The organism is Candidatus Zixiibacteriota bacterium (assembly GCA_040752595.1).
Lineage (GTDB): Bacteria > Zixibacteria > MSB-5A5 > WJJR01 > WJJR01 > JACQFV01.
The window spans coordinates 25557-49119 of sequence record JBFMGX010000030.1 but is presented as its reverse complement, the minus strand read 5'-3'; the positions used below and the strand labels follow the sequence as shown (position 1 = coordinate 49119).

At 63.5% G+C, this 23563-nt stretch carries 17 protein-coding genes; 9 read left to right on the top strand and 8 right to left on the bottom strand.

Annotated elements, in window-relative coordinates; translation table 11 throughout:
- Positions 1-8: 8 nt before the first annotated feature.
- From AB1792_08320 to AB1792_08300, 5 genes are all read left to right on the top strand, one after another.
- Complete coding sequence (locus AB1792_08320) at positions 9-911, top strand: DUF58 domain-containing protein (GenBank protein MEW5702218.1); 903 nt, start codon at positions 9-11, stop codon at positions 909-911.
- Positions 912-988: 77 nt separating this feature from the next.
- Positions 989-1834: a deoxyribonuclease IV gene (locus tag AB1792_08315; protein MEW5702217.1), complete on the top strand. Its 846-nt coding sequence runs from the start codon at positions 989-991 to the stop codon at positions 1832-1834.
- 212 nt (positions 1835-2046) lie between these two features.
- Complete coding sequence (locus AB1792_08310; GenBank protein MEW5702216.1) at positions 2047-3924, top strand: tetratricopeptide repeat protein; 1878 nt, start codon at positions 2047-2049, stop codon at positions 3922-3924.
- A 240-nt stretch (positions 3925-4164) separates the two neighbouring features.
- Entirely contained in the window at positions 4165-6309 is a 2145-nt protein-coding gene (locus tag AB1792_08305; GenBank protein MEW5702215.1) for a BatA domain-containing protein, read from the top strand.
- A gap of 190 nt (positions 6310-6499) precedes the next feature.
- The gene (locus tag AB1792_08300; GenBank protein MEW5702214.1) at positions 6500-8413 is read left to right on the top strand and encodes an ABC-F family ATP-binding cassette domain-containing protein; all 1914 of its coding nucleotides are present in this window, start codon (positions 6500-6502) and stop codon (positions 8411-8413) included.
- 274 nt (positions 8414-8687) lie between these two features.
- Here AB1792_08300 and AB1792_08295 read toward each other — a convergent pair whose 3' ends face one another.
- The 5 genes from AB1792_08295 to bshB1 all read right to left on the bottom strand — a co-directional run bounded on the left by AB1792_08295 (position 8688) and on the right by bshB1 (position 14471).
- Entirely contained in the window at positions 8688-9785 is a 1098-nt protein-coding gene (locus AB1792_08295) for a hypothetical protein (protein ID MEW5702213.1), read from the bottom strand.
- Positions 9786-9813: 28 nt separating this feature from the next.
- Positions 9814-10794: a ketol-acid reductoisomerase gene (gene ilvC / locus AB1792_08290; GenBank protein MEW5702212.1), complete on the bottom strand. Its 981-nt coding sequence runs from the start codon at positions 10792-10794 to the stop codon at positions 9814-9816.
- A 103-nt stretch (positions 10795-10897) separates the two neighbouring features.
- Entirely contained in the window at positions 10898-12130 is a 1233-nt protein-coding gene (locus AB1792_08285) for an ABC transporter permease (GenBank protein ID MEW5702211.1), read from the bottom strand.
- A 10-nt stretch (positions 12131-12140) separates the two neighbouring features.
- Positions 12141-13466: an efflux RND transporter periplasmic adaptor subunit gene (locus tag AB1792_08280; GenBank protein MEW5702210.1), complete on the bottom strand. Its 1326-nt coding sequence runs from the start codon at positions 13464-13466 to the stop codon at positions 12141-12143.
- A gap of 243 nt (positions 13467-13709) precedes the next feature.
- Entirely contained in the window at positions 13710-14471 is a 762-nt protein-coding gene (gene bshB1 / locus AB1792_08275) for a bacillithiol biosynthesis deacetylase BshB1 (GenBank protein ID MEW5702209.1), read from the bottom strand.
- 349 nt (positions 14472-14820) lie between these two features.
- Between bshB1 and AB1792_08270 the strand changes: the two genes are divergently transcribed.
- Positions 14821-15177, top strand: a complete 357-nt coding sequence (locus AB1792_08270; protein ID MEW5702208.1) for a hypothetical protein — start codon at positions 14821-14823, stop codon at positions 15175-15177.
- 199 nt (positions 15178-15376) lie between these two features.
- Here the strand turns inward: AB1792_08270 and AB1792_08265 are convergent, their stop codons facing one another.
- The 3 genes from AB1792_08265 to aspS form a co-directional block, all read right to left on the bottom strand.
- The gene (locus tag AB1792_08265; GenBank protein ID MEW5702207.1) at positions 15377-15868 is read right to left on the bottom strand and encodes a tetratricopeptide repeat protein; all 492 of its coding nucleotides are present in this window, start codon (positions 15866-15868) and stop codon (positions 15377-15379) included.
- Positions 15869-16044: 176 nt separating this feature from the next.
- Positions 16045-17655 (bottom strand): hypothetical protein, encoded by a 1611-nt coding sequence (locus AB1792_08260; protein MEW5702206.1) that lies wholly within the window; start codon positions 17653-17655, stop codon positions 16045-16047.
- Positions 17656-17810: 155 nt separating this feature from the next.
- Positions 17811-19631, bottom strand: a complete 1821-nt coding sequence (gene aspS / locus AB1792_08255) for an aspartate--tRNA ligase (protein MEW5702205.1) — start codon at positions 19629-19631, stop codon at positions 17811-17813.
- Positions 19632-19930: 299 nt separating this feature from the next.
- On the opposite strand from aspS, the gene AB1792_08250 reads away from it, so the two are divergent.
- The 3 genes from AB1792_08250 (at position 19931) to AB1792_08240 (ending at position 23284) form a co-directional block, all read left to right on the top strand.
- Entirely contained in the window at positions 19931-20119 is a 189-nt protein-coding gene (locus AB1792_08250) for a hypothetical protein (protein MEW5702204.1), read from the top strand.
- 192 nt (positions 20120-20311) lie between these two features.
- On the top strand, positions 20312-22591 hold the full coding sequence (locus AB1792_08245) for a M48 family metalloprotease (protein ID MEW5702203.1): 2280 nt from the start codon (positions 20312-20314) through the stop codon (positions 22589-22591).
- A 198-nt stretch (positions 22592-22789) separates the two neighbouring features.
- On the top strand, positions 22790-23284 hold the full coding sequence (locus tag AB1792_08240) for a GNAT family N-acetyltransferase (GenBank protein MEW5702202.1): 495 nt from the start codon (positions 22790-22792) through the stop codon (positions 23282-23284).
- The last annotated feature ends 279 nt before the right edge of the window (positions 23285-23563 follow it).

Below are 23563 nucleotides of genomic sequence, written 5' to 3'. Positions count from 1 at the left end.
AGAACTCCATGACCCCCGCCACCGACTACCGCACGTTTCTCAATCCCGAGGTTGTCTCCCGGCTGAAGTCGCTGGAGATGAAGGCCCGGCTGGTGGTCGAGGGGTTCATCACCGGTCTGCACAAGTCGCCGTACCATGGGTTTTCGGTTGAGTTCGCCGAGCACCGGCAGTACATGCCCGGCGATCCGATCCGCAACATCGACTGGAAGGTCTTCGCCAAGTCCGACCGGTATTTCGTCAAGGAGTTCGAGGAGGAGACCAATCTCAAGGCATACATTCTCCTCGATGCCTCCCGATCGATGTCGTACACGTCGGGGAAGCTCAGCAAGTTCACCTATGCCTCCCAATTGGGGGCGGCATTGGCGTTCCTGATGCTCAAGCAGCGCGATGCGGTGGGACTGGTGGCGTTCGATGAGCGTGTGCGCACATACATCCCGCCGAAATCGGCGCCGGTGCATTTGCATGCGCTGTTGTCGACGCTGGCGGCGACCGAGCCGGCCGCCACGACGGACGCCGGAGTCGCGCTGCATGAGATGGCCGAGAGGATCAAGCGGCGGGGATTGATCATCATTCTCTCTGATCTGTTTGATGATCCAACGACCGTCCTGGCGGGACTGAAGCACTTCCGGCATCGCAAGCACGAGGTGCTGGTCTTTCACATTCTCGATCCGGCGGAACGGCAGTTCGATTTTCCCGCCGAGGCGGTCTTTCGCGACATGGAGACCGGCGAGGAGATTTCCACGCTCCCCTGGCAGATTCGGGCGGAGTATCAGCGCACGGTCGGCGCGCACATCGACCGGTTTCGTCGCGAGTGCCGCGATGCCTTTGTCGATTATGTGCCGGTCGACACGGCGGTGCCGTATGACTACGCGTTGTTCTCGTACCTGTCCAAGCGCCAGCGGTTATACTGAAGGCAGGGGGTGAGCACGTGCCCAAGAGAGCAGTCGCAACGGCAAGAAAGAAGACGGCACCGCAGGTCGCCGATCCGTTGATCGGTGCGCACATGTCGATCGCCGGGGGCGTGTTCAATGCCATCCTGGAGGGCGAAGCTGTCGGGTGCCGCTGCGTGCAGCTCTTTGTGAAATCGTCGAACCAGTGGCACGCCAAACCGCTGACGACGGAAGAGATCGAGAAGTTCCAGGCAGAACGGCAACGGACCGGAATTGGCCCGGCGGTCGCGCACTCGTCGTACCTGATCAACGTGGCTTCGCCCGACACGGTCCTCTATGAGCGTTCGCGCGACGCGCTTCTGGAGGAATACCGGCGCTGCGTGCAACTTGGCATCGAGCATCTCGTGTTCCACCCCGGGTCGCATGTCGGCTCCGGGACTGAGGCGGGAATCGAACGCATCGCCGCCGCCATGGATTGGATCCTGACCAAAGCCCCCGACGGGTCCACGAAGCTGCTTCTGGAGACCACCGCCGGGACCGGGGCGCACATCGGTGCCACGTTCGAAGAACTGAAAGCAATCTTGGACCGGCTCTACGACACCGACCGCGCCGCCGTGTGCCTGGACACATGCCACGTCTTCGCGGCCGGATACGACATCCGCACCGAAGCGACCTACGCCGATACGATGGCGCAGTTTGATCGTGTCCTCGGATTGCCGCGTCTGAAAGCCATTCATTTCAACGATTCCAAGTACGATTTCGGAACACACAAGGATCGCCACGAGCATCTGGGGAAGGGATTCATCGGGGCGGAGGCGTTCGGCTTCTTCCTGCGCGATGTGCGGCTGGCGGATGTTCCCAAGATTCTGGAGACGCCGAAGGATGACGCGGGGAAATACGATCGGATGAATCTGGCGCTGCTGCGCCGTCTGGCCGCGGCGTGACCAATACTGAGAACGTCCCATGTCGTCCCGTTGAACACTGCATGAATGTCCGCGCCATCATTGCCACCGTACAGGAGGTGCCGGGAAGCTCCTCCTGTGCGGTCGGGTGCCCATACCCGACCGCAGTCCGCCGCGGCGGAGGTGTGGGCACCCGGCGCCACGGGGGTCGATGGTCGGTCATCGTGGTTGCGATATCGATGCTTGTGCTGGCCGTGCCAGCTCTCTGCGCGACTCCATCGGCGGCACAGACGTCCACGGCCGAGGGCATATCCCGGCTGCAAGTCCGCATCGCGGTCCTGGAGATCCTGACCGCCGATACGACGGAATCGGCGCTTGTCGACTCGCTGACGGCGGATGTCTCCTATGATCGTGAAACGACGTTGCGCGTAGGGAACTTCGTTCTCTACCTGACTGTCTCGCCGCAGGATGCCGGGCACTGTCGGATGCAGTACACGTTGTTTGTTCCCGGGCCTCTCCCCGACAACCGCTCCGAAGACGTGACGGTCGAGTACGACGCGCCGGTGCTGGTCGATGCAATTCGCGGCAAGGGGAAATCGACCTACCGGGCGATGATCTTCCCGCACCGCGTCGTCATCCCGCCGTCTTCGGCGCCGCCGCTGGACGATACCACGGCCCGTGTGGTCATGCCGGCGCCGGACTACTACTTCTATCTGCCCCCGGGAGAGATTCCGCAACTGCACTTTCTTCCCCTGCGCGATGCCCTGGTCGGGGAATTCGAGCACGTCCGGGACACATTTGCCTTCACCGCACCGGGACGGGTCCACTTCTATCTCGTCGAGTCGTCGACCGAGGACTTTCCGCTCGACCCACGCTGGCGATATGGCGTCGATCCTGCCCGCAACCGGATCGCGGCGCTCTATGACAAGCGCGCCTCCGGTGTCGATGTCTCGGCGATGCTCCTGCTCAATTTGTACCGCTGGTGGGGATACGCGCCCGAGCTCCTTGCCGTCGGCGTGGCCGGCTTCGCGACATTCGCGGATCACGACGTGCTGGCGGACCGTGCCCGCCACACGGCGATCCCCTTGGATTCCATCGTGCGGACACTGGATTTCAAGCGATGCGACCCACGTGTGGCGGCGCATCAGGCCGCGTCGTTCGTCCGCTGGCTGATCCATGAGTACGGGCGCGAGCGGTTCCGCGATCTGTATGATCGGTCGACCGACTTGTCCTTGCGCCGCGCCGCGTGGGCCGTCTACGGCAAGACTTTGGGTGAACTCGAAGCGCAGTGGCTGGCGTACCTGGGACAGCGCCGTTTCACGCGTGATGAGATCGACTTCTTCGCGGAGCGCGCCCGGTACTATCGGCGTTACGAGGAGTATGTCTCCCTGCTGCGGGAGGCGGTTGCCGCCGACAGCACTTTGGACGCGGGATTGGTGACCAACCTCGGACTGGCCCAGGCCCATATCGGGCGCTGGGCCGATGCGGCCTCCGCTTTTGCCGGTCTGATCCGCTCGTATCCCGACACGGCCGCGTATCATTGGCTGTCGGCGGAGGCGCTCTGGGCGCAGGGAAACACGGTGGGGTGCGTCGGGGAACTGACAGCGTTGCAACGCCTGTCTCCGGATGATCCCCGTCCCTGGTTGCGCCTCGGCGACATGCAGTACGAGGTGCGGCGGCGAGACTCCGCCGCGGTCCTGTGGGGACGGGCGTTCGATCACGTGCGGGGGACGCGGACGGCCATCGAGTTGTTGCTGCGACTGGGGCGATACCAAGATGGACAACCGGGAGGAAGCGACTCGGCGGCGCAGTTGTTTTCCCGCGCTCTGCGCATGGCCACGGAAGGGATCTCCGTCGATCCCAACGCCGCGGACGGCTGGATTCTGGGCGGCGAGGCATTGCTGGGTGTGGATTCGCTGAACGCCGCGATCACGTATTTTCGCACGGCGGACTACCTGTCAGACGCGGCAATTGACTACGGACGGATCCACCTGGGTCTGGGCGCATGCCATGACCGCGCGGGACGACGACGCGAAGCGGTGGCCGAGTACGAAAGCGTGATCGGAGGTCCGTCGGCCGCGCCCGATCGTCGATGGGCGAAGTACTATATCAACAAACCGTATCGGTACTGAGGTCACATATTCGTAGGTCAGGAGCCCTGTGCTCCTGACGTGCAGACAGCCCTCATTGGAAAGATGTTGGGATGTCAAACATCATGAACGGGCGAAAGGCCCCCTCACCCGATCCGCTGGCGGTGGATCGACCTCTCCCGGAGGGAGAGGTTGGGCTTCCCCTCTCCCCTCTGGGGAGAGGGTAGGGTGAGGGGTCGGGAATCCTGAACCCGGCGGCAGTTTCCGGCGACGATGAATTTCTTGAATTCGGCATTTCTGGCGGCTCTGGCGGCGGCGATCGTGCCGCTGCTGATCCATCTGCTCAACCGGCGCCGGGTCAAGACGGTGGATTTCTCCTCCGTGATGTTCCTGCGCGACCTGCGCAAGACACGCATGCGACGGCTCGAGCTGCGTCGCTGGCTGTTGTTGGCCATTCGTACGCTGTTGGTGGCGGCGGCCGTGCTGGCGTTCGCCAGGCCGGCGCTGCGCGGCAATGGACTGGCCGCTGTCGGGTCCCGCGCCCGGACCAGCGCCGTCATCGCCCTGGACCGATCCGCATCAATGGCACTCGAGACCGAGAACGGCACCGCCTACGAGCGCGCCCTCGGACGCGTGCGGGAGATCGGCGGCGTGATGGGTGATGGGGATGAAGCGATCGGCCTCCCGTTTGACGGTGATCCCTCGCCGGTGCCGGAGCCGGCCACAACCGACATTGCCGGCCTGACCAGGCGACTGACGTCACTGCCGGTCGGGCACGGCGCCACCGATGCCGGCGCGGCCACCGGCAAAGGACTGGCGGCGCTGCGCGGCGCCACGAACCTCAACCGTGAGTTGTACCTCGTTACCGATCTCAACCGCAGCGGCTTCACACGTACCGTCGTGCCGCCCCCGGAACCGGGACAGAAAAGTCCGCCGACAATCTTCGTTGTCGACGTGGCCGAGCCGGGCGGTTTTGACCTCGGTGTGAGCGGGATTGAGTTGGCCAGCCAGCTTCTGGATCCCGGCTCCCCGCTGGCGTTGATTGCAACGATCGCGAATCACACCGATCGTTCGGTCGATCGCTTGTTGGTCAGTCTGTTCATCGATGGACGGCGCGTCGCGCAGCAGGATGCCGCCTTGGGTGCCGGGCAGTCGGCGACCGTAGCCTTTACCGCCGCCGTTCCCGCCGCGGGAGTGCATACGGGGTTCGTGGAAATCTCCGCCGACGACAATCCTCTGAACGACCGGCGCTATTTCGCCGTCACCATACCCGATCGCATTCGCGTGCTGTTGGCGTCCGACTATCCGTCGGGTCGCGTGGCCGCGTCATTGGCGCTGGTGCCGCGCCCATTGGAACAGACGCGGCTCGCCCTGGACGCCATCGACACCGGCGAGTTGCCGCGACGCAACCTCTTCGACTATGACGCCATCCTGATCACGGAGTGGCGCCGCCCCGATCGCCTGTCCGTGGATCAACTGCTGCGCTATGTGCGTGCCGGTGGCGGCGTGTTCATCGCGCCGTCGATCGACGCCGATACCACGTCGTGGAATTCCCTCATCGCCGGGCCGCTCTTTGGGCTGCGTCTCGGACCCAATCCCGAGCCGCCCTCCGCTGATCACTACTTCGTGTGGGAACGTTTCGATTGGGCGCACCCGATCTGGACGGTCTATGGCGACGTCCCCCGCGACCGGATTCCGGAGATTCGCTGGTTCTCGGTCTTCCGCACCGAGGGACAGCCGGGCGGCAACGCGATCGTGGACTTCTCCGGCGGTCGTCCGTCGATCTCGGAAACGAAACTGGAGTCGGGAAAGTGCCTCGTTTCCTGGGCGCCGATCAATGCTCCGTTCACCGATTTGCCGTTGCGTTCCATCTTCGTACCGTTGGCCCACCGACTGGTCGAGTATCTGGCGGCCGACGTAAGCGAGCGTCGCAGCGATTTTCTCGTCGGCGAGCGGGTCACCTGCGAGCCCGCGCCGACGCCGGCGACGAACGCGGTCTGGGAATTGGTGCGGCCGGATGGATCGGTGGTTCGTCCCGGAGTTGAGCAGATCGCCGCCCGGACGCGAATCACCTATGACGGCTGCGAACTACCGGGGGTGTACACGGTCGTCGCCGGCGATCACCGCATCGATGCCTTCGCCGTCAACGTTGATCCCGACGAGATGGTCGCCACGCCGATCAGCCATGAGGAATTGAGCCGTCGCCTCGCCGGGTATCAGGTCGTGTTCGTGGCGCCGGGCGAACCGCTGGGCGAAGTTGTGACCCGCACCCGGTACGGCACGGAGATTCGCCCGGCGTTCCTGTGGATCGTGGCGGCGTTGTTCTTCCTGGAGATGTGGGTGGCGCGGACACGGCGGCGCGATCTGCCACAGGCGGAGCATGCGCCTGCCGGCACCGACGCGTTGCACCCCCATCCCGCCGGGTGACGCGCTCCTACTCATTGAGTCTTGCAGAAGACATGGAACCTCTCTCTGTGGTCCCCTCACCCCAGCCCTCTCCCCAGAGAGGAGAGGGGGAACTCCTCGGAGATAACGTGGGACTAACCTCTCCCTCCGGGAGAGGTCGATTCGGCCGGAGGCCGAATCGGGTGAGGGAGCTCCCCCTTCCAAGCCCGTCATGATCCTCGTCTCCCTCCATGGTGTGACCAAGGGATTCTCCACCGGCGCGTCGCATGTGCTCGCCGGTGTCGACTGGGAGATACTTGCCGGGGAGAAGATCGCGCTGGTCGGACGGAACGGTTCCGGCAAGACGACGCTCTTGGGCATCGTCAGCGGCCGTCTGGAGTCGGACTCCGGCTTGCGCACCCTTGGTCGGGGTGTACGCATCTCAGAGATGGGTCAGATACCGGATCGCGATTTGGACGCCACGTTGTTTGACCATGTCCGGTCGGCGCGCGCCGACTTGTTGGAGCTGCGGGCTCGTCTTGTGGAACTGACGGGCGCCGTCGCCCGAACACCCCACGATGAAGCGATGCAGGCCCGTCTCGGGACGGTTCAGGCCGAGCTGGATCACGCGCGCGCCTATGATCTGGAGCACCAGGTCGAATCGGTGCTGCAGGGACTCGGTTTCGGACGCGAGCGCTGGGATGACCCGGTCGGACTGTTCTCCGGCGGGGAACGGACGCGCATGGAGCTGGCGCGCCAGCTTCTCCTGCCCGCCGATCTGTTGCTGCTGGATGAGCCGACCAACCACCTGGACATTCCGGCGACCGAATGGCTCGAGGAGTTCCTGATCGATTCCCCGCAGGCATGCGTCCTCGTGTCGCACGACCGTGTTTTCCTGGAGCGCTTCGCCGGGCGCGTGGTCGAACTGGTCGACGGCAAGCTGGAGCAGTACGACGGCAACTATGGCCACTATCAAACGGAGAAGCCGCGACGGGTGGCGCGACGGCAGAAGGCCTACGAGTTGCAGCAGGCGGAAATCGCACGGATCGAGGATTTCATCGCCCGCAACATCGCCGGCCAGAAGACCCGCCAGGCCCAGTCACGCCGCCACGCGCTGACCAAGCTGGAACGGCTGGAGCGGCCACGCGACGACACCTCCGCGATCCGTCTGGGATTCGAAGCCCAGCGCCGTTCCTTTCGCGAAGTCCTCATCGTTTCCGGCTTTTCCCGACGCTTCGATGAACGGGAGCTGCTGTCGGATGTCTCTTTCGTTTGCGAGCGCGGCGACAAAGTCGGCGTCATCGGTCCGAACGGCTCGGGGAAATCGACGCTCCTACGGGCAATTGTCGGGCTCGACGACCTCTATGATGGAGAGATACGCCTGGGTGAACGTGTGGAGCTGGGGTACTTCGATCAGCACCTGGAGACCCTCGACGGCACCGGTCGGGTGATCGACGAAATCTGGGACACCTATCCGCATTTCGAGGCCGGACCGTTGCGTTCATACCTGGCGCGGTTTCTGTTCACCGGCGACGACGTCTTCAAGAGCGTCGCCGATCTCTCCGGTGGCGAGAAGAACCGACTGGCGCTCGCCAAGCTGATGCTGACGAAGGCCAATTTCCTCGTCCTCGATGAGCCGACCAACCACCTCGACGTGACGGCGCGCGAGGTGCTCGAAGAGGCGATTGCCGATTTTGCCGGAACGGCGTTGGTGGTCAGTCATGATCGCCGGTTTCTGGATCGCTTCACCAACAAGATCCTGTATGTCGCCGACGGTACGGCTGCATTGAGTCTGGGCCGCTACTCCGACTGGGCGGCGGCGCGTGTCGCCCGGCTGGCGGAGGCAACGAAGCCCCGCACGGAGAAACAGGCCGACTCACAGGCGGCTGCCGAGTGGGCCCGGCGCAAGAAAGAGCGCGCGCAGGTGCAGAAAATCGAACGGCAGCGTCGCCGTTTGGAGGACGAGTTGGCCACGCGCGAAAGCCGAATCGTCGCCATCGAGACGCAACTGGCCGATGAAGACGTCGCGCGTGATTGGCAACGTCTGGCGGCCCTCACCGAGGAGCGGACGCGCTTGTACGAGGAGATGGAAGGCTTGCTCACCGAGTTGGAAACGTCGCCGCCATCCGATGAGTCGCCAGCGTAGAGGATGCTGAAGGCGGGCACGGACCAGGGTCCGTGGCACACAACCTCGTGCCTTCGTGATGTCTCGACTCTTAGCAGGTTGCTGAAAAACTCAGGAAATGCGGATCGACCCCACCATTGTCATCCTGAGCGAAGCGAAGGATCTGCTGTTTCTCCCTATGAGAACAACACCGGATTCTCCGCCCCGCCAGAGAGCGGCGGGGCTCAGAATGACATGGATTGGCCTTTTTCAGCATCCTATTAGGCGTGGTGTAGGGGCGTATGGCTATACACCCCTACTTTGCCGGTGGTGCATTGGTGCGGGAATCCGCGCCTGATGCCGGAGATGCAGCCACCATCCGCTTCACGCGCTCCTGCAGTCGGCGCAATTCCTTCAGCTTCCCCTTCTGGCGTTGACGGACATCCTCCGGTGCCGGGAACGCCAGAGCCCGATGGCATTCGGCCAATGTCTCAGGCCACTGTCCCTCCTCGAATCGGCAGCGGGCGGCATAGTAAGCGCATTCGATCAAATTGAAGTAGTTTCCGGGGCCGTCGCGAAGAATGCGCCGCGCGATGTCCTCATAGCGTCCCCGTGCTTCCATCCAGCGGTACAGCCGGAAGTTCGCCTGCGCCGCCAGCCAGAGCGACGCCTTGCCGTCGGGACATTCCTGACGCAACGTGTCGGCCTGCGCCAACGCCTCCTCGAAGCGGTCCTCATGGATCAGTGCGGCGGCCAACGATGCCCGCGCCGCGGTGCGGGCGAAGGTGCCCCGGCAGGCCGCCAGACGGATCTGTTCGAGACCGAGCGCCCGCCGGTCGGGAATGAAGGGCAGCCAGTTGATGAAGTCGGTGCCGACCGACTTCCAGTAGTTGTAGTTGCCGATGCCGAGGTAGGCGTCGACAAAGCCGGTGTCGGCGTCGAGCGCGGCCTGGAAGTGCCCATGAGCCCGCATCGCCTTCTTCAGCGTGGCAAACCACCCACCCCAGTGCGATTCGTATATCGCGTCGTATCCGTCCGCCGCTCCCAGCGCGAATTCGACCTCACTCGTGTTCTCCGCGCGATCGATCAGACGGCGGGCACGATTCTGTGTTTCCACCAGCCAGGCGCGGAAGTCGCCGGTGCGATCCGCCGACTCGGCGTCGAGCATCTCTGCCTGAATGGCCGCGGCAATGAACAATGGCCCGACAGGGGATTGGGGAACGCGATGCGCCAGGTCGGTGAAGATCGATTCGGCCATGGCAAAGTGATCGTTCGCTGTGGCATCTATGCCCGACATGACCTGCGCCCGCAACGAGTCCACCTGCCAGAAGGAGGGGCATTCGGCGGTCGGTGACGGCGTGGCGCACGCGAGCACCGCCAGAACTGGAATCGCAAGGGTCGTTCGAGACTTCATGACGGCTACGTGGCGGACTCGGTGCATGTCAGCGACGCTGCTTGGTCGCGCGGAAGGCATCCCGCACTTCGCGTTCGCCGCGCTGGAAAGTGGGCGACACCGTGGGGCGCTGCGATCGGCGGGAGGTGCGTCCCGCCACACGCACCCATTGGCGCAGGAACCATCCCGAGGCGACATCACGCCACAGTCGATCCATTGCCCGACGGGTCGGCTTCGAGATGATCTGTTCTCCCCCCACCAACGCGCCATAGGCCGCCGTGGGGGAGATGCGTGCGTACATTCCCGCCAGTCCTTCGCTCTTGACCAGATCGACGATGAGATCGAGCTGGTAGACGCATTCGAGGTAGGCCTTGGCGGGCGACAAGCCGTGGGCGACGAGCGTTTCGACGCCGGCTTCCAGGAGCGCTCCCAGCCCGCCGCAGAGGACCGCCTGCTCCCCGAACAGATCGCCGACGGCCTCATCGGCAAAGGTCGTTTCGATCGCGCCCGCCGGGATGCAGCCGATCGCCCGGGCCAGCGCCAACGCTGTGGCGCGCGCCTGACCGGAGGCATCTTGGTGCACGGCGACAAAGCAGGGAACCCCATCGGGCCGTCCCCGCAATTCGCGCAACCGTTGGCCCGGACCCAGGGGTGCCACCAAGACGACATCAACCGTTGCCGGTGGTTTGATCAAGCCGAAGTGGATGGAAGACGCGTGCGCGAAGACGAGCATCTGACCATCACGCAGGTGGGCGCGCATGTCCTGCGTGAAGAGCTCACCGTGGAGATGATCGGGTGCCAGCACGCAAACGATGTCCGATTGATCGACCGCCAGGGCGGGCGTGGTGACGTGGAAACCGTCGCGACGCGCCGACGTTCGAGAACGGCTGCGGGCCGGAAGCCCGACACAGGGGACCAGTCCGGCGTCGCGGAGATTCAGCGCCTGCGCGCGTCCCTGTGCGCCATAGCCGAGAACGGCGATTCGTCTGTGGCGGAGTGGGCGCAGAGATGCGGAGCGGATGATACGCACGGGGACAGTCCTCCCGGTCGATCATACCGTCCCGCGACGGTGAAGCGCAAGGGGTAGGATTGAGGGCGACCCACGCCAGAGGCGCGCAAGCACCGGGTCGCCCCTACTCGTACCGCAGTGCCTCGATGGGGTCGAGGCGGGCGGCCTTGCGGGCCGGGTAGAGACCGAAGAAGATGCCGACCAGGGCGGCAAAGCCGAAGGAGATGACAATCGACTCCGGGACAATCAGCGTGTTCCAGCCATAGAAGCGCGCCATCACAACCGCCGCGCCCACGCCCACCAGAATCCCCGCGGAGCCGCCCGCGATCGAGAGCGTCGTCGATTCGATCAGAAATTGCGTGAGGATGTCGCGCCGACGCGCGCCCAGGGCCATGCGCACGCCGATTTCCCGCGTCCGCTCGGTGACCGACACCAGCATGATGTTCATGATGCCGATGCCGCCGACGATCAGCGAGACCAGGGCAATCGCCGCCAGGAGTGCCGTAAACGTGTCGGTGGTCGCGGTCAGCGTTGTGGCGATGTCGGATGGGGTGCGGACGTGGAAGTCATTGTCCTGGCCGGGGAGGAGATGGTGGCTGCGGCGCAGCGATGCCTCCGCCTCCACGATCGCCTGATCGACCAGTTTGTCGCTGGCGGCCTTGAGCGTGATCGATGAGTACGTGTCCCGGCCCATCACCCGGTACTGTCCGGTCTCCAGCGGAATCAGAATCTGGTCGTCCTGATTGAAGAATCCCTGCGCGCCCTTGGGTTGCAGGACGCCCTTGACCTCGAAGTTGATGCCCTTGATTCGGACCACATGACCGACCGGATCGATGCCGTCGAACAAATTGTCGACCACGGTCTGGCCCAAGACGCACACCCGTTCGCGACGCTGGTTGTCGGCGTTGGTGAAGTAGCTTCCCGACGATAGGGGAGCGCTGCGGACCCATTCGTAGTCCGGGAGAGTCCCGGTCACGCGGGTGTTCCAGTTCTTGTTCTCGTACTTGACCTGAAAGGCGCCGTTGACTTCGGGAACCACGGCGACGATCGACGGGCAGTCATTCCTGAGTGCGGCCACGTCGGCCGCCTCGAGGTCTTCGACGTCTCCCGCGGCCATGTGCACCCCGCCGAACGATTGCGCTCCGGCGCGGACGAACAACAGGTCCGCCCCCAGAGCGTTGATGCGCGCCGAGATGGCTTTCTTGGCACCCGAGCCGAGCGCGACCATGGTGATCATCGCCGCCACGCCGATGATGATCCCCAGCATCGTCAGCCCGGCGCGCATCTTGTTGGCGCGCAGCGCCGCCGTGGCAACGCCGATTCCCTCGCCGAAGGAGATGTTCCCGCGTCCCGGCATTCTCGTCCGCTCAGTTCGTGCGTCTCAGACCCATGCCCTGCATGTTCATCATCCGATCCCGCACTTCAGCGCGCGCCTGCATCGCGCCCGAGACGATGCTGTAGACAACAGTGTCGCCCTCGGCCACACCGGCCAGAATCTCCATGTCGTCCACATTCGACAGACCGGTGCGAACGGGAACCCAGACAGGGACGCCGTCGCGCACGACCTGTACTGCGGGAACCGCGCCGTTGTGGGAACGTCCGCTCCCGCCCGCGGAGCCCGCGAAGCGCGTCGAGGAATCCCGCTTGCCTTCATCGGGACTTCGGCCGCCCCGCGCCGCTGGCATGCTGCCGGCATTGCTGTCTGCCGCGAAACGGTGCCTGGCGCCGCTGCTATCGTTGCGCATCGTCAGTTCCGAGCGCTGCTTCCATTCCACCGCTTTGACCGGGATCAACAGCGTGCTGTCGGACTCGGCCGTGACCACTTCGACCGTCGTGTTCATTCCCGCTTTCAACAGGTTCTCCGCGTTGTCCACCAGGACGGTGACCTCGAAGACGGTGACATTTTGAACGACCTTGGACTGAGGCGCGATCCGCTCCACCGTCCCGTGCAACCGACGCTCGGGAAAGGCATCCGGTGTGATCTTCGCCGGCATCCCCGCGGTCACTTTGCCGATGTCGGTCTCGTCGACGGAAGTCACGATGTGAACTTGCTTCATGTTCGCCACCGTGCACAGGAGTGTCCCGCCGGTCACCGTGGTCGTCCCCGATGAGATGATCTGGCCGACTTCCACCGGCCGCGACAGGATGATCCCATCGATGGGGGAGCGAATCTCGGTGTCGTCGAGCCGTTGCTTGGTCGTCGACAGCGCCGACTTGGCCCGCAGCAACTGCGCGTTGGCCTGGTCATAGGCCAGGCGGGCGTTGTCCAGTTCGCTTTCCGATGACAACTTCTGATCGTACAGCGCCTGCAGGCGCTGCAGTTCCCGGTCGCGCTGACGGGCGGTGACCTCGGCGACGGCGTAGTCGGCCTGGGCTTGATCGTAGTCGTTCTGGGCGTACTCCCGATCCAGGCGTGCGATCAGATCGCCCTTCTTGACATGATCGCCCTCCTGAATGGGCAACTCGATGATCTCTCCGGAGGCCTTGGACTTCACGTCGACCTTCTCGATCGGGTCCACCGTGCCCGAAGCGGAGATAGAGACGATCAGATCACCGCGTTGAACGACGGCGGTCCGCCGGAACAGATCATTGCCCGCCCCCTGCCCTTGACGCCCACTCAGCCACCACCAGCCGCCCACCCCCAAGACGACAATCGCCAGGCCGATCCACCACAATCGCTTGATTCGCCTCATTGCTGACCTTTCCTGTCTGCCCACCGGCCGCGCCGATCGTTCATCTGCTGATGTCTGCTCCAGACGCTTGTCTCATGGCCGGACTTCCGGAGGATCTGTTCCCGCTGACAGCAGATCTCTCTTACGAATATACTCCTTTGGAACGTCGTCGGTTCGACATTATCAGAAGTCAGGGTGGGCGGTCTGACAGCGTCCCACGGGCACGAGAGCGACGGTTCGACCAGACTCTGTCGACTTGCGGCTCTACGGCACCTCGTGTTCCGACACCAGTGTCATCGGATCGTCGATCCGCAGCGGCTCCGCCGCGACAAACCCCTGTCCGTACCTCACCCCGATCCTCTGTCCGAAGCTGCGGGCCATGGTTTCCAGTGACCACAGGTAGTCGCGGGACTTGGCGGGATTGAGGAACTGTGATCGATGGGCCGACAGGGCGGCCATCCAGCGCTCGAACTGCGGCGTGATGTCGACCACGAACGACGGATTCACGCCTGACGGGGCGAAGTAATGGAAGATGGCGGGGACCCGATGGACCTCATGGGGTCCGCCGAGCTTGACCAGGGATGCCAAGTTGGCGGCGTTCATCACGATGCGGCCGGTCGCCAGATGGTCGGGGTGCGATTGCCGTCGGCCGGTGAACCCATCCCAGTGGGGAGCGAAGACGATGCGCGGTTTGTAGCGTCGGATCAGACGGGCGATCTGCACGCGGCGCTCATAGGTGTCGGTCAGGCGCGTGTCGCCCCAGCGAAACCGCTTGAGAATCACGGCACCCATGATCCGGGCCGCTTCATCGGCCTCGCGGCGGCGGATGGCGGCGGTGCCGCCGGTGCCCATTTCCCCCTCGGTCAAATACACGATTCCCGCGTGGTACCCCAGATCGCGGAGGCGGCAGAGTACACCGCCGACCCCCACCTCGACATCGTCGGGGTGGGCGCCGAAGGCGATGGCGTCGTACCGTCCCGGGTGGACATCCGGGAGTCGATTCGGTCTCTTCCGTCGTGTCTTCATGGGAGGGAAGTAACAGGACGATTCCGTCGAGGCAAGTCCTTCGCTGAATCGACGTCAGAAGCACCATCTTGGGGCTGCGTTTGGCAGGCTATCACGTAGTATGTTAGTGACGGGAGTTGGATTCCCCGTCACGTCTGCCGATCTTCTCTTAAGACCCCGGCGTTTGCCAGAAACCGAAGCGCTTGCGTGGTAGGACGGTATGTCAGCCTGGACAGAACGAGAGCGGAGCCGCCGATTCATCGGCGTGGCGGTGTTACTGCTTATCTTGCTCGCTCTGATTGGGTTCCATGCCTTGGCGGCGAGTAGTGCCATACAAGTGAAGCGGCAGACAGTCTCCAGCGGAGGGACTGTGAGTGCCAAATCCTCCACGCGGCACGTCTCGGGGACACTGGGGCAGGTGGCGACTGGGAGGGCCGGATCATCGGCGGTCGATCTGGGTGCCGGCTTTTGGTACACGACTCCCGCCTGCGATTGCCGCCACCATGGCGATCTCAACGCCAGTGGCTATATCGACGTGTTTGATGTCGTTCTGCTGATCGACGCCACCTTCCGCAATGGAACTCCGCCGGTGCAGGATCCATTTTGCCCCGATAATCGCGGCGATTTCAACTGCGATGGCACCCTGACCGTCAACGACGTGGTCTGGGCGGTAAACGTGGCCTTCCGGAACAGCGACGTCCCTTGCGATCCTTGTACAACACAGTAGCTTGTAGGCCGGACTAGCGCCGCGCCGTCCATCCGGGTAAGTTAGAGGCGCGGGTCAGGAACCCTGTGCATGGCACCCGATCTCGCGGTATCCGACCGTTTCAAGGTGCTGAAGCCCCTTGTCCTGAAGACTGAGAGGTTGGGATCGCGGACAAGGGGTTTCAACCCCTTGCTTCGGTCCCGTTCCGGGTGCCGATCCGCTAATTCATCATGCGGACAAGCCGGTAGTAGGCGTTCTTGGCGGGCTCGTATTCGGGGGAGAGCTCGTGCGCCCGTTTGTACTCGGCGGCGGCCTTGTCGAGGTTGTGCTTGCGTTCCCAGGCGCGGCCCAAATTGAAGTGGGCGAAATGGTGTTGGTCGTAGCGTCGGGCCTTGGCGGCGCGGCGCAGATAGGGGATGGCACGGTCGATCTCGCCTTTTTCCAGTAGATAGGCCCCGATGTCGTTGTACGGGTTGCCGTAATCGGGATCGAGCGAGATGGCGACCTTGCAGTATTCGATCGCCTGATCGTAATCGCCGAGGAACGAGTGTGCCCAGCCCAGGTGGGTGTACGCCTCCGGCGTCGGATACATACGGATCGACTTGCGGTAGTAATGCGCGGCGTCAGCGTAGAAACCCATGTCCTGGAAATCCTGCGCCATGGCGAAGAATTTCTCTGCGTATTGAAGCCGTTTGCGCCGCGTCATGGACATGACTCGTCTCCGTGACAAAGATAGCCATAATGACGGTCTTTTGCAACCTGTCGGCGCGATTCATTCATGTGCGGACACCGGTTTTTCAATACGGTGATTGCGATTGTAGGGGCACGGCCCGCCGTGCCCGCAGGGGGCTGAAAGCCCCCTGTCCTACGCAAGAATCAGTCGTTCCATCAGAACGCCTGACCGGTGGCGAATGAGATCAACAGGCCTCGCCGTCCCAGGGGGTCCCGATTCAGCGCCCACGCGAAATCGAGGCGAATGATATCGTGAGTCGCAGCACGCGAAAGTCCGAGCCGGAGGCCGGCGCCCATGTCGGCACCAACGCGGGCGCGCCGCATCGGGATGCCGGGCGACACTGCCGTACCGATGTCGGCGAAGATCGCCGCTCCGGGAGAGACGACCTGTAGCAGTTCGGTTCTGGAGAAGAGGCGATGCTCGAAATTGGCAATCAGGCGTCGATCACCAGCGTAAGAGTGCAAGTGGTAGCCGCGCAACCCGTTGTCGCCATCGGCCACGAGTTGCCAGTCGCGGTCGGGACGCCAAGCCTGATCGTACCGCACCCGCGCGATCGATGTCTGTGGCCCCCAGCTGCCATGCTTGTATACGAGTCGCCCCTCGGCGGAGAGAACTTCGTTTTGCGGGGATCGGTCCCAACGCGTCTGGTACGCCAGTACCATCTGGACGAAGCGGCCTGTGCCCAGTGCCACTCCCTGCTCCACTCCCAGTTGCAGCAACAGGGTCGTTCGTGACGGCCCCAACGCGCGTGGGGAGACACCGAACCGGGCGATGAGACGCCGCGCCAGGTTGAAGTCCTCGAAGCGGATGCCGCGGTTCACGTAGTTGACTTTCAAGAAAGAACTTCCGGCGCTTTCGTATCCCAAGGTCAGGAAGCGGAAATCCTGGTTCTCGGGGAGAATATCATCCGGGCGGTCGGTGTCGTGACCGAACTCGTCATTCCACAAGACGGATCCGAGCAGGAGCCGTTGCGCACGCGATGGCGATGTCGTTAGAGCGACGCCACACTCCGTTTCGAATCCCCAATGGTCCCGGCGATATCGCGCGTCGATTTCGCCCTCGCGGTAGATCGTCTCGGATCGTCGCAGGTCGAGTCCGGCGAGGCGCGCCTGCCACCGCGTCAGCAGGGAGAAGAACGGCCGTTCGATCTCGGCTTTGTACTCGTGCCCGTCGGTGTTCCGGGCCAGCGACATCCGGGCGCCCCAGTAGGGGCCGAATAAACATGGATCTCCGTACGACAGTGATCGGACGATGCGCTCGGTCTCACGGGCATACCGCAGCGCCAGCGCGCGTCCGGTTCCGAAGAGATTCTTCTCCTTGATCTCGAGATCGTAGGTGGCCGTTCCCCCGGAGTATCGGTAGGCCCCCGTCGGCTCGGTGGTCCAACTGTCCTGCGTGATGATCTCGACGTCCACGATGCTGTCTTGGGGCGGCGCGGCCGTGATCGACACGCGGCGCAGAAACGGCAGTTGTCGGAGATTGCGTTCCGATTCTTCCAGTAGGAACGGATCGTAGACGTCACCCTCGCGGAACAACAGGAAACGGCGAATCAGTCCAGCCCGTGTCTGGACATGCAGGATGTTGGCGGTGCGATAGAGCCAACCTCTGGTCGCCTCTTCGGGTGAGTAGATGTCGAGATTCTGGATTTCGATGCGGCCGATGTACGTCGTCGCGGCGGACAATTGCGCGGTCAGCAGCGTCGACACCAAGGCCACGACGACGGCTTGAACCCGAAGGAAGCTGGAGATCGATGGTACGGGCTGCAAGACTCCCTCACCCGCCCGCCGCAGGCGGGCGACCTCTCCCGGAGGGAGAGGTTAGCCGGGCAGGTTTCGATCGTGGCGGACAGGGGGCTTAGAGCCCCCTGGGCTTTCAACCCAGCAGCGGTGCGTCGTGCCCTCGAACGGAAAGACCAGCACCGCTATGTCCTGTCGATCGAGATGCCGAGCTCGGCCAACTGGTGCGGCTCGATCTCCGCCGGCGAGCCGTCCATCAGCGATTGTGCCTGCGTCGTCTTCGGGAAGGCGATCACGTCGCGCAACGATTCGGAGCCGGTCATGATTGCCACGATGCGGTCGAAACCGGGAGCGATCCCGCCGTGTGGCGGAGCGCCATACTCCAGCGCCTCCAGCAAGAAACCGAACATGCGCCGGGCACGGGCGTCATCGATGCCGAGGGCATTCAGGACGCGGCGCTGCAAGTCGGCGCGATGATTGCGGATGCCGCCGGAGGCGATCTCGGTGCCGTTGAGGACCAGGTCGTATTGGTGGGCCCGGATGAAATCCCAGGGGTGATCGGGCGTGCCGGGAGTTGCACCCGTGGTGAATCCCGCTTCCAATCTGGGCAGGTCCTCTTCATACGGATGCGTGACGATGTTGTGCATCGCCTCGTACCGTCCGGTCTCGGCATTGAACTCAAAGAGCGGGAACTCATGGACCCACAGAAAGGCGAAACGCCCGGTGTCGACGAGCTTGAGTCGCTCGGCCAGGGCAATGCGGAGTTTTCCGAGCGCGGCGCGGCAGGTCTTCACATCGGCGGCGACGATCAGGACGGCATCGCCGACGGCCGCCTCGGCGGCACCGGTGATGCGGTCGAGCGCGGCGGGGTTGAGGTATTTGAGAATCGGCGACTTGACGCCATCGGGGGCGTAGAGGATGTATGCCAGCCCTGCCGCCCCGGCAACCTTGACGATCTTCTCCAGCTCGGCGATCTGGCTGCGCGACAATGTCGCCATCCCCGGCGCGCGGATGCCGGCGACACGTCCCGCTTTGGTGACGGTATCATCGAAGACGCGGAAGCCGCTGGACCGAACCGCCTCGGAGAGGTCGCGAATCGGCAGATCATAGCGCAGATCGGGCTTATCTGAGCCGTAGGTGTCCATCGCCTCACGGTAAGTGAGCCGCAGGAACGGCGTTTTGATCTTCAGGCCGAGGACATCATCGAACACGTGTGCCATCATCCCTTCCACCACCGCCCAGATGTCCTCCGGCGTAACAAAGGCCATCTCCATGTCGATCTGAGTGTGCTCCGGCTGGCGGTCGGCGCGCAGGTCCTCATCGCGGAGGCAGCGGGCCAGTTGGAAGTAGCGATCAAAGCCGGCGATCATGAGGATCTGCTTCATGAGCTGCGGCGACTGCGGCAGGGCATAGAAGCGTCCCTTGTGGATGCGTGAGGGGACGACATAGTCGCGTGCCCCCTCCGGGGTCGAACGCATGAGCAGCGGCGTCTCGATTTCATAGAACCCCTGCCGGTCCAGGTAGTCGCGAACAGCCTTGGCGGCGCGGTGGCGGATGCGGAGCTTCTCTTGCAGGGGGGAACGTCGCAGGTCAAGATAGCGATACTTCAGCCGCAGGTCTTCACCGGCTTGGGTTTCGGCGGCGATCTCAAAGGGCGGCGTCTTGGAGCGGTTGAGGACGATCAGGCGCGCGACGGCGACCTCCACGTGGCCGGTCGCCAGCTTGGGATTGGCGGTTCTCTCCGGGCGCAGGCGGACTGTGCCTTCGACCCCGACGACCGTCTCGGCGCGCAGGGCGGATGCTGTGGCCATGGTCTCGGGGTCGATGGTGGCCGGGTTGAAGACAATCTGGGTCAGACCGTAGCGGTCACGGAGATCGATGAAGAACAAGCCGCCCAGATCGCGCCAGTGCGCGACCCAACCGTTCAGCCTCACGGTCTCTCCGGCATGCCCGGGACGCAATTCACCGCAATTGTGCGTGCGTTTGATCGATTCAATCGGCAGCATGGTACTCCTTCACAGGGGACGGTGTGTACGGGGAACCGACGCGCACACCGAAGGGGTGTCGTCGGCAATGTGGTTTCACCGCCGGTCCCCTGTCAATCCGGAAAAGCTGACCGTGTGGGATGAAAAGCGGCGCCTTTCACGGCAAATCCGCTGCAAACGCCCCGACCGCTGCGTATTTAATTTCGGAAGAGGGACCACGACATTCGTCCAGCAGCAGTCTTCCAGCGGTGACCAAAGTCGAGAGGTGGTATTCGCAGAGTTGTAACCGGGCGTCAGGCCCGTCATACCCGAGGTGCAGTATGGCCCCCCGTGCCCGTGCCAAGATCTGCTGGCACCCCTTGTCCCTGCAGCAATTGACGCCGAACAAGTTCGCCCGCGTCGTCAACAGCATCCTGGCCGGACAGTTGTCACTGCTGCCGGGGACCTTGCGCGACATCGGCGCAAGCTCGATCGACTGGCGCGGATATCGCGAGACACCGCGCCTCTGACCGCCGCTGCTGGGCCGGCGGTCGGGGTTGCCGTCCGCCGGATGATATCCTCTTAAGATCCCCCGCCTTCTGCCGCGGAATCTCCACTTCTTTTGCTCTACTGCCATCAGATCCGAGGCTCGGTCTGTCTTTGCCTTTGTCTGCGGGGTGATCCGGCGGTACATTGGCGCCCCGGAGCGGGGAGACAGGACGATGATGTTGGTTCCGAAGGGGTCGGTCATGGGACGATGGGTATTCTATTCTGCTCTGTTGGTCGGTCTGGCGTTTTGGAACGTCGTCGACCAGGCCGCGGCCCAGGACGTTGCGGCATCGCCGTCAACCGCGGCCATCACCCCGGAGACGGGAGCCGGGTGGGGGCAAATGACGGCGGCGCAGAAGGAGCAGGCGATCGCCTATTCGAGCACGAAGAACACCCTTGTGTTTGTCGGGTTCGTGTATGGTTCGCTCGCGCTTCTGGCCATTCTATTCACGGGTCTTTCTGCACGCCTGTTGAGATGGGCGGAACGGATCACCAAGAGGCGGTTTCTGGTCCTTGTGTTCTATCTGGCCGTGCTTCTGGTCGTCCTGCAGGTCCTGACGCTCCCACTGGACTACTACAGCGGCTTTCACGTCGAGCACCGCTACGGGCTGTCGAATCAGACAATCGGGGCCTGGCTGGGTGACGTGGCGAAGTCGCTGGCCGTGTCGCTGATCTTTGCGGTCATCATTGCCGCCATCGGGTATGCGCTGATTCGCCGTCGGCCACGGAGTTGGTGGGCGTGGATGGGAGTCGTGTCGATCCCGCTTCTGGCGTTCGTGATGATCATCGCTCCGGTCGTGGTCACGCCGTTGTTCAACAAGACCGAGCCGATGGAGGAGGGGGCACTGCGCACCCAGATCCTCGATCTGGCGGCCAAGTCGGGAATTCCCGACTCGCGCGTGTTCGTGATGGATGCCTCGAAGGACACCAAGAAGATCGGGGCCTATGTCGCCGGTCTGGGCCAGACCCAACGTATCGTTCTGTTCGACAACACCATCAACGCATTCGCGCCGGCGGAGGTCATGTTCGTGGTCGGGCATGAGATGGGGCACTATCTGCTCCACCATGTCTGGATCGGGTTGGCGCTGGCGGTGGCATTGGTCTTCGTGTGCGGGTATCTCGCCCATGTGGCGATGTGTTGGGCTCTGGTCCGATACAAAGACCGCTTCGGCTTTGAGCGGTTGGCGAGCTTTGCCAGTGCACCCTTGATTCTGCTCGCCTTCAGCGTCTTCAGTTTTCTTCTTGCCCCTGTCTTCAACGGCGTGTGGCGGCACTTCGAGCATCGGGCCGACGTGTTTGGTCTCGAACGAACCGGGGACGGCGCCGCGGCGGCGATGGCATTTGAGAAGCTGGCGGCGGTGAACCTGTCCAATCCCAACCCGTCGGGGTTCATCAAATTCTGGTTGTATGATCACCCGACCCTGTCGGAGCGGGTGGAGTTCGCGCGTGCCTACGAGTCATCCCAGCCGGTCGCGGCGTCCCCCCTTGCGCTTCCCGATGAGCGGCATCTGGCCAATGTCCGCCAGTTGACCGACGGCGGGGAAAACGCCGAGGCGTACTTCGACCGAACGGGGCGCTGGCTGATCTTCCAGTCGACCCGTGACGGCTGGCCATGTGACCGCATCTTCACGATGCGCACAGACGGCACCGAGTTGCGCCAGGTCTCAACCGGGCGCGGGGCGACGACCTGCGCGTTTTTTGCCCCGGACGGTCAGCGCATCGTCTATTGCTCAACGCATTTGACCGGGGATTCCTGCCCGCCCCGGGCCTCGCATGGGCGCGGGTATGTTTGGACTCTGCACCCAGGGTACGACGTCTTCTCGGCGCGTCCCGATGGCAGCGACCTGAAGCGCCTGACGACGGCTCCGGGATACGACGCCGAGGCGGTGTACTCTCCGGATGGGTCCAAGATCCTGTTCACCTCGGTGCGCGATGGCGATCTGGAGCTCTATGTGATGAACGCCGACGGCACCGATCCTGTCCGCCTGACGCACGAAGTCGGCTACGACGGTGGGGCGTTCTTTTCCCCCGACGGCCGCAAGATCGTCTATCGCGCCTCGCACCCGACCGACTCGGCGGCGATTGCCGAGTACCAGTCACTGTTGCGCGAGGCGATGATCCGTCCCAACAAGCTGGAGATCTTTATCATGGATGCCGATGGCTCCAACAAGGTGCAACTCACCCACAATGGCGCCGCCAACTTCTGTCCCTTCTTCCATCCGGATGGCGAACGGATCATCTTCTCGTCGAACATGGATGATCCCAAGGGGCGCAACTTCGATCTGTACATGATCAATCTGGACGGCAGCGGCCTGGAGCGGATCACATCCAACGACACCTTCGACGGCTTCCCCATGTTCAACGCCGACGGGAGCCGGCTGGTCTTCGCCTCCAACCGCAACGCCGCCGAGCCCGGCGAGACGAATATCTTCATCGCCGACTGGGTGGAGTGACACAGGGACATCGCGTTTGACTCTCCATCCCTTGAGATGTGGGGCGGGTGCTTCGCGCCCACCTCTTTCCCTCCTCGACGACAGATGGTGGGTGCAGAGCGCCCACCCTACATCTCCCACTGCGGACCCAAGAACGGGCCACGTGTCACCGGGTGGCGTTGGATCCCGCCACTGCCGCCGGTTCAACAGGTGGGTGCCATGAACATACGGCTCGTTGATGTCCGCGGACCGGACTGGTCACTGATCAATCGTTGGCTCAAGGCAGAACATGTACGCCGTTGGTGGGGCGATCCCGGCGAAATCCTTGTCCAACTCGGACGCCTCCCGGCGGAATCGCGATTGGCAGTCATCGAAGCCGATGGCCGCAAGGTCGGACTTGTGCTCTGGGGACATCCGCCAGCAACTGAGCTGGATGAGGCCGGGCTGCACGACGTCTCCCCCGATGCCATCGATATCGACATCATGATCGGTGAACAGGACATGGTGGGGAGGGGAGTCGGCACCGCTGCCATTCGACTGGTGGTCGAGGAGGCATTGGCCGATCCTACCGTTCCCTATCTCATTGCGGTGCCCATGATGGACAACATCGCGTCGATCGGGGCCTTCAGCAAGGCGGGTTTCTCTGTGGATCGTCGGTTCGATGACCCTGTGTGCGGGCGGTGTGTTCTGCTGGTGCGCCGCCGTGATTCATGAACCTATCCGGGATCGAATCATATCCCCGGCGAACTGGAGCTGCTCCGCGGCTGCTGTAGAGAACGGCGAGGTGGGTGCTCCGCACCCACCTACAAAACCCGGCGCGAATTGAAGCGTGGGGGTGACCCGGCGCCTGCTCACCTCCGGCGAGGACAACCCTCCCCCGTGGAATCGAGGGCGAGGCAGCGCCTCGCCCCTCTACACCCGTGGTCCATGAAGATCCAGTAGGGTGGGCTCTGCCCACCGTCCTCACGTCTTCTGACGAATGAGCCGAGGGGT

What these genes read in the sequence shown, in the direction of transcription:
- AB1792_08320 (MEW5702218.1), top strand. Translation starts at nt 9, where the DNA reads ATGACCCCCGCCACCGACTACCGCACGTTTCTCAATCCCGAGGTTGTC.
- AB1792_08300 (MEW5702214.1), top strand. Translation starts at nt 6,500, where the DNA reads ATGATCCTCGTCTCCCTCCATGGTGTGACCAAGGGATTCTCCACCGGC.
- AB1792_08295 (MEW5702213.1), bottom strand. Translation starts at nt 9,785, where the DNA reads ATGAAGTCTCGAACGACCCTTGCGATTCCAGTTCTGGCGGTGCTCGCG.
- AB1792_08285 (MEW5702211.1), bottom strand. Translation starts at nt 12,130, where the DNA reads ATGCCGGGACGCGGGAACATCTCCTTCGGCGAGGGAATCGGCGTTGCC.
- AB1792_08280 (MEW5702210.1), bottom strand. Translation starts at nt 13,466, where the DNA reads ATGAGGCGAATCAAGCGATTGTGGTGGATCGGCCTGGCGATTGTCGTC.
- bshB1 (MEW5702209.1), bottom strand. Translation starts at nt 14,471, where the DNA reads ATGAAGACACGACGGAAGAGACCGAATCGACTCCCGGATGTCCACCCG.
- AB1792_08265 (MEW5702207.1), bottom strand. Translation starts at nt 15,868, where the DNA reads ATGTCCATGACGCGGCGCAAACGGCTTCAATACGCAGAGAAATTCTTC.
- aspS (MEW5702205.1), bottom strand. Translation starts at nt 19,631, where the DNA reads ATGCTGCCGATTGAATCGATCAAACGCACGCACAATTGCGGTGAATTG.
- AB1792_08250 (MEW5702204.1), top strand. Translation starts at nt 19,931, where the DNA reads ATGGCCCCCCGTGCCCGTGCCAAGATCTGCTGGCACCCCTTGTCCCTG.
- AB1792_08245 (MEW5702203.1), top strand. Translation starts at nt 20,312, where the DNA reads ATGATGTTGGTTCCGAAGGGGTCGGTCATGGGACGATGGGTATTCTAT.
- AB1792_08240 (MEW5702202.1), top strand. Translation starts at nt 22,790, where the DNA reads ATGAACATACGGCTCGTTGATGTCCGCGGACCGGACTGGTCACTGATC.